The organism is Bradyrhizobium campsiandrae, assembly GCF_014529705.1.
GTDB lineage: Bacteria > Pseudomonadota > Alphaproteobacteria > Rhizobiales > Xanthobacteraceae > Bradyrhizobium > Bradyrhizobium campsiandrae.
On record NZ_JAANIH010000060.1, the window covers coordinates 42,564 to 53,522 of the forward strand.

General features: G+C 55.8%; 10 protein-coding genes. 2 read left to right on the top strand and 8 right to left on the bottom strand.

The window, feature by feature from the left end; all coding sequences use genetic code 11:
• Positions 1-23: 23 nt before the first annotated feature.
• From G8O24_RS45730 to G8O24_RS32870, 4 genes are all read right to left on the bottom strand, one after another.
• The gene (locus tag G8O24_RS45730) at positions 24-986 is read right to left on the bottom strand and encodes a glycosyltransferase family 2 protein (RefSeq protein ID WP_188106646.1); all 963 of its coding nucleotides are present in this window, start codon (positions 984-986) and stop codon (positions 24-26) included.
• Positions 987-1,023: 37 nt separating this feature from the next.
• On the bottom strand, positions 1,024-2,028 hold the full coding sequence (locus G8O24_RS32860) for a glycosyltransferase (RefSeq protein WP_497717862.1): 1,005 nt from the start codon (positions 2,026-2,028) through the stop codon (positions 1,024-1,026).
• Between the two features lie 47 nt (positions 2,029-2,075).
• Positions 2,076-3,383, bottom strand: a complete 1,308-nt coding sequence (locus G8O24_RS32865; protein WP_244646125.1) for an oligosaccharide flippase family protein — start codon at positions 3,381-3,383, stop codon at positions 2,076-2,078.
• Between the two features lie 70 nt (positions 3,384-3,453).
• The gene (locus tag G8O24_RS32870; protein ID WP_188106651.1) at positions 3,454-4,860 is read right to left on the bottom strand and encodes a hypothetical protein; all 1,407 of its coding nucleotides are present in this window, start codon (positions 4,858-4,860) and stop codon (positions 3,454-3,456) included.
• 176 nt (positions 4,861-5,036) lie between these two features.
• Here G8O24_RS32870 and G8O24_RS32875 point away from each other — a divergent pair, with 176 nt between their 5' ends.
• Positions 5,037-6,116 carry a glycosyltransferase family 4 protein gene (locus tag G8O24_RS32875; RefSeq protein ID WP_191093423.1) on the top strand — a complete coding sequence of 360 codons (1,080 nt, stop codon included), beginning with the start codon at positions 5,037-5,039 and terminating at the stop codon, positions 6,114-6,116.
• 29 nt (positions 6,117-6,145) lie between these two features.
• Positions 6,146-6,898, top strand: a complete 753-nt coding sequence (locus tag G8O24_RS32880; RefSeq protein WP_188106655.1) for a class I SAM-dependent methyltransferase — start codon at positions 6,146-6,148, stop codon at positions 6,896-6,898.
• Positions 6,899-6,933: 35 nt separating this feature from the next.
• Here the strand turns inward: G8O24_RS32880 and G8O24_RS32885 are convergent, their stop codons facing one another.
• The 4 genes from G8O24_RS32885 to G8O24_RS32900 all read right to left on the bottom strand — a co-directional run bounded on the left by G8O24_RS32885 (position 6,934) and on the right by G8O24_RS32900 (position 10,515).
• The gene (locus tag G8O24_RS32885; protein WP_188106657.1) at positions 6,934-7,644 is read right to left on the bottom strand and encodes a glycosyltransferase family 25 protein; all 711 of its coding nucleotides are present in this window, start codon (positions 7,642-7,644) and stop codon (positions 6,934-6,936) included.
• Between the two features lie 160 nt (positions 7,645-7,804).
• The gene (locus G8O24_RS32890; RefSeq protein ID WP_188106659.1) at positions 7,805-8,785 is read right to left on the bottom strand and encodes a hypothetical protein; all 981 of its coding nucleotides are present in this window, start codon (positions 8,783-8,785) and stop codon (positions 7,805-7,807) included.
• 210 nt (positions 8,786-8,995) lie between these two features.
• Entirely contained in the window at positions 8,996-9,991 is a 996-nt protein-coding gene (locus G8O24_RS32895; RefSeq protein ID WP_311972309.1) for a glycosyltransferase family 2 protein, read from the bottom strand.
• Complete coding sequence (locus G8O24_RS32900; protein WP_188106661.1) at positions 9,988-10,515, bottom strand: serine O-acetyltransferase; 528 nt, start codon at positions 10,513-10,515, stop codon at positions 9,988-9,990. The genes G8O24_RS32895 and G8O24_RS32900 overlap by 4 nt, the downstream gene beginning before the upstream one ends.
• Positions 10,516-10,959 lie beyond the last annotated feature (444 nt).

The following is a 10,959-nucleotide window of genomic DNA, read 5'->3' on the forward strand; positions in this document are numbered from 1 at the left end:
AGCCATCCTGGACGTCTCGCGGTTCAGCGTCGAGCGAACGAAGTTAGGACGGTCTTCCACACGAGCGCTAGTGCGCTTCGCCACGTGCTTAAGGATTCTGGCCTGACCAGAACGGCCCTCGCAATCGTTAGCAACGATTTGAACCGTAGGCTTTGTTCGAACTCCGCCCAAGCTCTACTCAGAAGCAGCCCTTGAATGTGGTGCTTGTAATCATCTAAGGCGGGGGAGGTAGCCAGACCGGGAGCTTCGGGCGCTATTCCTACTTCGATCGCATCGCGCCCATACGCGCGGCGCTCAATTGCGAGCTCTCTAGCGAGTTCCTCGAAGAAGAGGCGTTGTTTAGTCGCTTGCACGTGCGTCACGGACGTGCCGTGGATGCGATAAAGGTACCAATTTTCGGGCAAATACGCGACTCGCCCATGAGTTGCGAACCTAAATTGGAAATCAAGATCTTCCGCAGTTTTGAAATATTCTCTGAAGCCGATGAGCTTCTTGACAGCATTTGCCCGCATCCCGAATGTGCAAAGATGCGTGCGTGATACGCCTCCCCGCAATTCATCGGTGATCTCCGCCTCACGGTCCCCACAAGGCATGCTCCTAATCAATCTTGCTCGTTCGTTGATCGTCGAATAGCTTCCGCATACTGCATCGAATTCAGGATTTGCTGCCAGCCAATCTACTTGCGATCTAATCCTGCCGACTGGATACAAGTCATCCGCATCACATCGCATAATGATGTCCCCGCGAGCAGCGGCGAGCCCAGTGTTGAGTGTCGCTGAGATTCCCCGCCCAGAACTTGGGATGAGGCGGACCCTTGGATCGGCGACGGCAGCTACAATGCTAGCCGATTTGTCAGTCGAATGATCATTAACGACAATCACTTCGATTGAGACGTGTTGTTCAGTAAGAAGAGAGGTAAGAGTTTCTAGGATGTACCGTTCGGCGTTGTGAAGAGGCACCAATATGCTGGCGGTTGGCACTGGCATCTTGTGACTTTCGATCTCCAGATTCGACGAACTCGAATTAGTCGACGCGCTCTGAACGGGCCGATGAATGCGCGTGTTGCGCAGGCGAGGTCCTCAGACCAAACAAGAGCAACTTCCAGGATGATTGACTGAAGGGTTGAGCTTGAAGAGCCTTAGTCGCGTAGTACCACCAGGTCTTACGGTATCCGTTGGCCCAAGCAGTCCATCCGTATTTAAGAATGAACTGGTACCTAGATTCCACGGACCCTGTTGCTCGCCATAAATCAGTCGCCTCGAAATGAGCCTGCAATCCTCGCCGCTCCCAAGCAGACCGACAAGCGCGTTCGGCCGAGGATTGTTGCGCTAAACCATTCACTTGACTGACAGATTGGTCATGCAACCGATAGAAGAGCACGGGTTCGGCCAAATTTGCGAGTTTGCCCCGTTCTGCAAGCCTCAACCACAAGTCAAGATCTTCAGCGTGGGGGTATTCTGGACTATACCCACCTATTGCCAAAATGGCGTCTTTCCGGACCATAGCGGTAGGGTGCCAAATTGAGGCATGGCCTACTAAGTGCATCGCATCTATGTCGTCATGTGAGGTAGGAGATCGAATGGGTCCAATCGGCAGGCCAATGTGATTGATCTGCATTACCCATCCGCCGACCGCAACATGACCGGGATTGGCCAAGAGAAATGCAAGCTGCTTTGCGAAACGATCGACCACACAGATATCGTCTGCATCCATTCGGGCTATGTAGGGAGCACGCGCGGTCTCGAGTAATTCATTAAGGGTGGAGACGAGACCTCGATTTTCGCGGGTGAAGACCTTTACCCGCGAGTCGCGTCCCTCAAAGCCTCGCAATAGGTCGAGTGATCCGTCCGTACTGCCGTCATTCAGCACTAGCAGCTCGAAATCCGAGTAAGATTGCCCGAGTACGCTTTCGACCGCTTCGCAAAGAAAGCGTTCAGCATTGTAGACTGGCAACAAGACCGAAATAGCGGGCGAATTGACTTGCAAGTGCCGCTCCCTGGTGTGCTGGCCCTGCTGCCAGCAATCAATCGCTCTATATTAAGGCCGCTTGCGGTGGATCTACGCAAAACATTGCGTCAGACATGATAATCTCGCCAGTAGATCAAGCCTGCCGAACCGATGACGGCCAGTAGCAACAAAGTATCCATAGTCGTATCGAGAATTCTTCTCTTATGCGCAAGCACTGCAACCACTGGATAAAGCGACAATATCGCGAGCCCGTCGCCTACAAGCAGTCCGTAAACGCCCCCTAATGTAAAGCCGATACCCATTCCGGCTATCCGGCTTACCGCGAGGAAGGATTGTATGTAGAATTGTAGCTGGCTCCTGCCTTCGGCAAGAAAAGCGTTCTGATATCCGATCGGGAGCACCGCAACCGCCCCTGCAAGTGCAATTAATGAGACGTAGTCACCCGCTTGTGAATATCTGCTGTCGTAAAGGATTCCAATGATTTCGTGGGATGCCAATGCGAGAAAAATGAAAGAGGGTACGGCGATGCCCAGGCTTACGGCTCGAATTTTCCGAAGAGCATTAAAGGTGTTCCCGTCTTTGGCGCTCACCTCTGATAGTGACGCGAAGCCAACAGCGCCGACAATCTGGCTAACGAACTCCCCAGGCATCCACGCGATCGTCTGCGCAATCGATAAGACGCCAAACGTAGAAATCGGCAACAAAGCTCCCTGGAAAGCTCGGATGCCATGGCCACCGAGATAAGTGACAAGCGTGCTCAAAAGAATCCATCGTCCAAAGCGCGCCAAAGCCGAAAGCGCTTCTGGATCAATTTGTAGGCGATGCCGATGGGAGGGAGCGAACCAGTAGCCGATCAAAACATTGATCGTGGCGCCGGCTATCGCGCCACCGGCGAGCGACCAAACCGATCTGAGCCACAAGGCCAACATCGTGGTCACCAGCAAAGTCGCTATGCTTCCAATTGTTTGAACTATTGTGAGCGTCCCAAAGGCGACCTGCTTCTCCTTGACCGCTAGTGCTGTCGTCGAGAACCCATTGATTGCGGCAGTGATGCCGAGCGTGCAAATAAGGGGAAACAGTATTTTCTCTCCGTATAGGAGAGCTGCTGGGTATGCTAATGCGCAAGCAAGAAGCCACAGCGAGAAGCCGCGGACAATTTGCAGAGTCCAAGCGGTGTTGAGAAAGGCAATCGAATGGCCCCGCCTGTTCTGAACGATAGACGGTTTGATGCCGATATCGCTGATCATCGAGAGGCCAATGAGTATGACGTTCGCTAGCGTCATCAGGCCAAAGGCCTCGGGTACGAGAAGGCGGGTCAATATGAGATTCGATACAAGCTGAACGAGCTTCTGAGTACCAAAGCCAATCGAGACCCATGCGCCCCCAATTATGGCTCGAAGCTGCAATGTCCTCATTAGAGACCGGTCCAAATAAAGCGAGTTCGAGACTACGGGTGCAAAGATACGAACTGGGGAATAGCCCGATCTAAGCGAGGTGAGTGACGTGAGACGTTGGAGCTGGTGAACTGGCCGCGGTCCTGGTGCTTCTGCGCAAGCCTTCTGCTTGCCCAAGCAAGGCCCCAGTTAGGAGCCATGTCCACGGGCTCACCGATGCGTTGGGAAGTTGTTCTACTGCGGTGACGGCGACAACTATGCTCAGCGAGGAGAGCAGTAGTTGTTCGTGATACGCACGAGCATAGCGCAGCGCGGCAGCTGCTCTGAAGACGGAAAGAGTAAATAGTCCGAACTGTCCAATGAAGCCAACGAGTCCGAATTGACCAAGTGTGATGATCCAAAGCCCGTCTGTAACGCTTTCCCAGCCTGTGGTCTCATCGTAAATGCGATTTCGACCATATCGCCCCCATCCGAAGAACAGCCGATCTTCAGCGTGCGCGAGCATCTTGTCTTCATTATCGAAGCGGAATTTCAAAGAGCGCGCCCGTTCCTGATTGAAGTCTTCTGCCACGGACAGCAAGGCGCCAGTAGGGAAATAACCGGAGAGTCTTAGGGTCGGATAAAGTAGCGCGACCAATGCCAAGAAGAGTGCGATCCGAAGTTGCGACTTCGGCGACATCCATCGGATGACTGGACCCATCACGACTGCATAAACCAAAGCGCCGGCGGATTTGCACAGCAGCAGAACGCCGCCAAGATAGAGCGTCAGCGCACCTCGCGGCAGGGGCAACACGCGTACGCGGGCGCGCCAAAGTGCGCAAGCCGAGAGCACTGCAGTCGAGAGGAAGAATGCCGCCGAAAGCCCGTTGTTCATAAACACGACTGGCCGAAAACCTCCGTTCCTCATCTCGACGGCAAACGAAGAAGGGAAATACCCGTAGATCCAGTTAGCAAGTTGTGGGCTCATACGGATTTCAAAGAGCATCGGCAGAGTCATCAACAATCCACCGAACGTCAATCCGCGAAGAATCGCGATGCATTCGCCGGCAGAGCGGAAGTAGCGCCTCCCGATGATGAAGGGAAAGACCATGATTACCTGGCTAAGCAGCGCGGAAATGCCATCGTACAGGCCTACTCCGGCTATCGCTCGATTACCGAGGTAAAGTGTATCGCCGTTCATGATTGACGTAACTAGCGGTGCCGCCAAATACAGAACGAGAAAAAACTCGGTTAAGCCGAGGCGTGATCCTTGCGATTGCTTTCGACCAAATATCGTGCAGCCGAGCAGGACACCGAGAGTAGCCACCGAATTCTTGTCGATGGCAGGTATCATCGGTATTTTAATGGGAACTTGCGCCGGTAACAGCAAAAGAGCGCCAAGAACGCTCCAGATGATCGCTGTGGGGAGTCGGAAACTCGCGAACAGAGCTATCGAGATCAGCGGCCATGCTAACAAGGCAGCGTAGGCGATCCAGTTGCCTGAAACGTAATCGTCCATTCGCTGCGTGGGCCCAAATTATCGGAATGCTTGATATCGTACAAGTAAGTCGATTTCAATCGCAGTTCAATCTATGGCTAATTAGCGCGCTACTCGCGGAGTGTGCTAGTATCAGCCTGAGCTAGCGTAGCTGGGGATGATGGGTGATAGTTAATTTCGTTCTTCCCACCGTAAACATGAGTGGGGGAATCCGTGTCGCTGCGATCTACGCACGCGAGTTGGTGCGGCTTGGTCATACCGTTCATTTGGTATCCCCTCAAGCGCCGACGCGTACGATGCGGACAAAGTTGAGGGACGTCCTTCGAGGTCGCTCATGGTGGGACCGCCCTCCCACTGGATCACACCTGGATCATGGCGATTTCAATCACCGAGTGCTTAACCACCCTGGTCCCGTGACGAATAAAGACTTGCCCGATGCTGATGTAGTCATTGCGACTTGGTGGGAGACCGCCGAATGGGTAGCTTCGCTCGGCCCGCAAAAGGGCGCGAAGGTTTACTTTATCCAACACCATGAAATTTTCCCCTACCTGCCATTTGAGCGCTGTCGGGCGACTTATCGGTTGCCGCTCCACAAGATTGTAGTCGCGAAATGGCTAAAGGACGTAATGGAAACGGAGTACGGCGACTTCGACGTAGATCTGGTGCCTAACGCGGTTGATCACTCACAGTTCTTCGCGCCAACGAGGGCGAAACAAACCCCTCCGACTGTCGGGTTTCTTTATTCGCGCGTGCCGTTCAAAGGACTTGACATTACTCTCGCAGCGCTAAAGCGTGTCCGGCAATTGCTGCCTGACGCCAGATTGTTATCGTTTGGAAGCGACGCGTCCGGCGCAGATCAGCTACCTGTCGGTACTGAGTTTGTCCTTTCTCCCGCCCAGCATGCAATTCGTGACATTTACAGCCGTTGCGATGTTTGGGTTACGGCCAGCTCGAGCGAGGGATTTAACCTACCTGCTATGGAGGCGATGGCTTGTCGTACTCCGGTGGTATCGACTAGAACAGGGTGGCCTGCCGAAGCAATCGTTCAAGGAGAGAATGGGTTTTTGGTCGACGTGAACGATGTTGAAGGACTCGCCGACAGTATCTTAAAAGTGCTCAGCTGTTCTGAGCAGCGCTGGAGCGAGCTCTCCCGATGTGCATATGAAGCTGTAGCTGCGAGTTCGTGGGAAAATAGCGCGGCGGCATTCGAGGCTGCGCTTCGTCGAGCGGTGCAGGTATCCCGCGGGGCGTCAATGACAAGACGCCGAACGTTTTAGCGTACATCCTTACTAGGTTCGGGGGTTGCATGGAAACGATCTACAATTCGGCCTTCTACGATGGCCAATCCGCCGGATCGAATCGTTCGGCTCGCAATATCGTTCCGCACGTGCTCAAGGTGTTTTCGCCAAAATCCGTGCTGGACGTAGGATGTGGTCTCGGCACCTGGTTGAGTGAGTTTGCCAAACTTGGAGTAAACGATTTTCTCGGAATTGACGGAGATTATGTTGAGCGAGATAAGCTGTTCATACCGCGTGAAAAGTTCAAGGCCGTAGATCTCAGCAAGCGTTTTGAAGTTGGCGAGTTCGATGTTGTCTGCTGCCTCGAAGTTGCAGAACATCTGCCCTTTGAATGCGCAGATATTCTTGTAGCAAGTCTGATTAAATCTGCTCCAGTTGTACTATTTTCGGCTGCAATCCCTGATCAAGGGGGGACTGACCACATCAACGAACAATGGCAGTCCTACTGGGCCAAGAAATTTCTATCCTATGATTATAAGGCATTCGACTTCATCCGACCGATAGTGCGCCACAACAAAGATGTCGAGGCTTGGTATCGCCAGAATATTGTCGTGTATTGTCGGGCCGACCGATGCCCCTCCGGAATCGCGCCGGTTGATAATCCTGCCGATTTAGATTTTGTGTTGCCGGAGCTCTACTCGAACAATATCGAGAGCGCCAGGAAACAGGTTGATTCCGCGCTCGCGCGCACTCCAAGTGGTCGCCAATCGGTCCGCGGTCTGGTTCATGCCGTAAAGAGGCATATTGGTCTAGCAGGTTAGTATCTGGCGGCAGCGGCAGTGATCAATAGAACCGCTTACCTCTTTAGGCGGTGCCGCAGCGATCTTGCGAAGCTCATCAGCGACGGAAAGACGATCTTATCTAGCCGTGACGGCGTAATGTCGCTTCTCGAACTGCGTTGCCCGGCGAGATTTGGCGAAGTTAGGAAGACTTTGGTATCGGGCCGAACAATCAACAACTGATTGAACGTCCCGTCTCTTCCCATCTTTCCTCCCAGCGGGTGGCCCGGAGGCCGATCTCGGCACGCAAGCATGTAGTTAGCTAGCACTTCAAAGAATGGTCCATTCACGGCATAGAAGTGACCACCGATCGTACCCTTCGCGTATGGTAGGAAGCCGATAGCACGATTTTCTTCCTTCGGTTCAAGATATCCGAAATAGATTATGTCCCATTCGGGCGGCATGCTGCTCGACAGTCGGTCGATCGTGCTTTCGTCGACACTGTTGAACCTTATGTCGTCTTCGCAGACGAGAACGTTACGCAGCTTTAAAGCCTGAGCTGACTGAATGGCAGATAAATGGCTGGTGAAGGAGCCCCGCATTCCGATGGAAGGAAAACCGTCGGCGCTAAGGAATTTTGTGCCGGGAATGATACGGACACGATTGTGAGGGTGAGCGATCGGATAGTCGATCTTTTCAAACTCACGGACGGTGGCGGCAAGCCGATCTTTCCTCTCAGGAAGGTTGATCAGAAAAATGGCGTCAAAGTTTTGAAACAGTTTTTGCATGTTGGAGCTCAAATGCGGATGCTGACCGAGTGCACTTATACAAGGCGGGATGAGAGAAGGATTTCGCGGTGATATCAAGGCACCCCAGTGCGTCACAAAACCGGCGCACGAACTGGTTGCTCTCTGGCTTGGGCCAGTTGCCTACGATCATCTGACGCATTTAGATGCCAAAGGTCGCCTTAACCACGTCATTGAGGGCGGCATGTCGATCGTACATGTGCACGGCTGGGACAATACTATTGTCACCTGCTCGGAGGATGAATCCCTCGTTTGTGACAAAATTCAGCTGGATCTTGTCTCCACACAAGGTGGCGATCGGTCCCGTCACGTTCGGTAGGACTTTGAACGATGTCTTCAGGCTTCCATTCAGGATCATGTGATTGAAAACGGCTTGTTCAATTCGGCCAAAGGGACGCTGAGCGAACTCGTCCTTGAGCTCTCTTACAATGCTGAGTATCCCGTGATGTGGGCCAATCATCGTGCCAATGCAGATCGGAGATCGTCCAGCAATCTTCTTCAATTCTTCTTCGCCGTAAGCTTCCCGATACCACATCGTGTCCCAATTGGCCTCGCCATAGGTCAGGCCTTGATCGCAAAGGCAAACCAAATCGGGATCTGAGTAGTCGAAGATTCTGCCTTGGAAGACGACGTCCTTGACGTCGGAAAGCATCACCTGATTGTAGTGACGGTTCAGATCGAGAAACCGTTCATAGGCAAACCATCGCACGAAATGCGGGTGGTGCCATGTCTCAAGCAGGGTTGGATATGATGAAGCTATTTCAGGAGCCGCCCGTTCGAGAATCGAACGAAATGCACGAAGGCTCCAAAGAGCAGCCCGATTGATGACTTTCGAGACGGCTCTCGTCTGATTGCTGTAGTTGTTCGAAGTCGGAATGAACTGAACGCCGTCCTCTGCCAACTCTGCGAAATAGGGCTCGAAGCGATTTGTGATGATGGCGATATGGCACTCCTGCTGGGAGTAGATTCGCCGGATGGACTTGGCAAAAATTCGAACCGAAGCCTCATCTGTATTCGTCGCGAACCCCATGATTAGATTGGGAGCCAGCTGCACTTCGCTAGCCTTGATGCGGGCACTTGCCGCCAAATCGGTGTCGTTACGGTCCATAATGAATGTACTCATCTCTTCTCACCAGGCGCGCCCGGCGCAAATTTTGGTCGCTAGAGGGTTCGCAAAGGCTGCCGGTCGTTCGAGGCCGGTCGCTTAGCTTAATCCCTTGGAATGACAGGAAATTCGAGGCCGTTTAGTAAATTGCCTCAAGTGCCCTGTTCTACTGTGCATGGGGTTGTTTTTCACTTTCATGATCAGGGCGGCCCACAAAACCCCTCCGCCTCACTTGTATTCGATGATCTGGCTCCGCCCCCTGAACAGGTGGTCGGCCGCGAAGCGGAGCTGGCCGGTGCCTTCGGCGAACCGTCCGAGCAGCTCCAGCGCCGCCAATCCGATCCGCTCGCGCAAGGCCCCGTGCTGCCGCGGGATCCGGCGGGCGAGCTGGAGGGGGTAGATCACGAGAAGCGCAAGGCCGGGCGCGCCGAAGGCGATCACGCCGGCCGCACAGGCCAGCGGCAGCCAGATGCCCCAGAGCCAGGCCCGTCGGCTCTCCCACACCCACATCCGCTCGGGCGGGGCGCCGTGCGCGGCGCGCCCCAGCGCGAAGGCGTAGCCGCTGCGCACGTTGCGCCGCCACCATTGGCCGAACCGCGTCATCGCCGCGTCATGCCGCGTCATCTCGGCCTCGATCCGCCAGATCGTCCAGCCGGCCGCGCGCAGCCGCACGCACAGCTCCGGCTCCTCGCCGGCAATGAAGTCGTCGCGATAGCCGCCGACCGCCTCGAGCGCCTGCGAGCGCATCATGACGTCGCCGCCGCAGGCCCGCGCCTCGCCGAGCGGGGTGTCCCACTCGGCATCGCAGATCCGGTTGTAGATCGACCGCTCCGGATGCCGCTCCCGCCGCCGCCCGAACACCGCCGCCGCATGCGCCTCGCGCTGGAGGAACCCGATGCCCGCCGCGAGCCAGCCCGCGGCGAGCTCGCAATCGCCGTCGACGAATTGCACCAGCTGCAATTGCGGGCATAGTTCCCTCAGCCGCCGGAACCCGGCATTGCGGGCGCGCGCGGCCGTGAAGCCTTCGCGCATGTCGAGCTCGACCACCTCGATGCCCTGGCTCCGCGCCCACGCCACCGACCCGTCGTTCGAACCGGAATCGACATAGACGATCGCCCCGGCCTGCCGGGCGGAACTCAGGCAGCGCTTCAGCCGCTCGCCCTCGTTGCGGCCGATCGCCACCACGCCGCAGGCCAACGGGACGGGCGTCTCGGCCGCGCTCACAGCGCCACGCCCTTGAGCGCCTCGACCCGGCGCGGCTTGATGATGGCGGGCACCCCGATCGCGATCGAGTTCGCCGGCACGTCCGTGAGCACCACCGCGTTGGCCCCGATCACGACGTTGTCGCCGACCTTGATCGGGCCCAGCAATTTGGCGCCGGCGCCGATATCGACATTGTCGCCGATCTCGGGCGCGCAGGGCTCGTCGACCCGGCGCAGCCCGACCACGACGCCGTTGCGGATCCTGCAATTGTCGCCGAACCGGGCATAGCCGCTGACGATGATGCCGCCGAAATGGTCGATCACGAAGTTCCGCCCGACCACGGCCTCGCAAGGCAGCTCGATCCCGGTCAGGATTTGAACGAGCTTGTAGAGGATCTTGTAGAGAAGCGAGGCCGGCTTGCGCAGCAGCGCCGGCCGGATGCCATAACGCCAGCGCCCGAACCGATACACCAGCATGACCCAGAAACCCTGGGCCCCGCAGTCGCGACCATGCGCCGCATAATCGGCCCTGACGTTGTCGAACATCGCTTCAAGCCAGCCATGAATAAATGGTCCCGACGCCTGTCCGGTCCCGCTGCAGCTCGGCAAAATATCGCGGCAGGCCGTTTCCGTGCAAGATTAACCCGGAGCCCGCCGACCCCAACGGCGCCGAAAGCCGGATTAAGGTGAACCGCCCCCCGCGGATCGGGCCGGCCCGGGCATTAATCACCCCGATTAAATCGGCTTCCAGACATCGCCTGTCCTATGTTATTCAAGCGGTGTCCTTATAAGGATTAAAGCCGGCTCGCTCGGCAATTTAATACTTGAGTTTGCGGGATCTCGATTTTGAACACCGTCCAGACTGCCCGTCTCGGCCCGATCGGCGCCCCCGCCATGCGCTCGGAGCCGCAAATGGCTGACGAGAGCGCCCATCATCGAGAGGCCAAGAGAGACCTGTACGGACTGCTCGGACTGCCCATTGATGCCGTG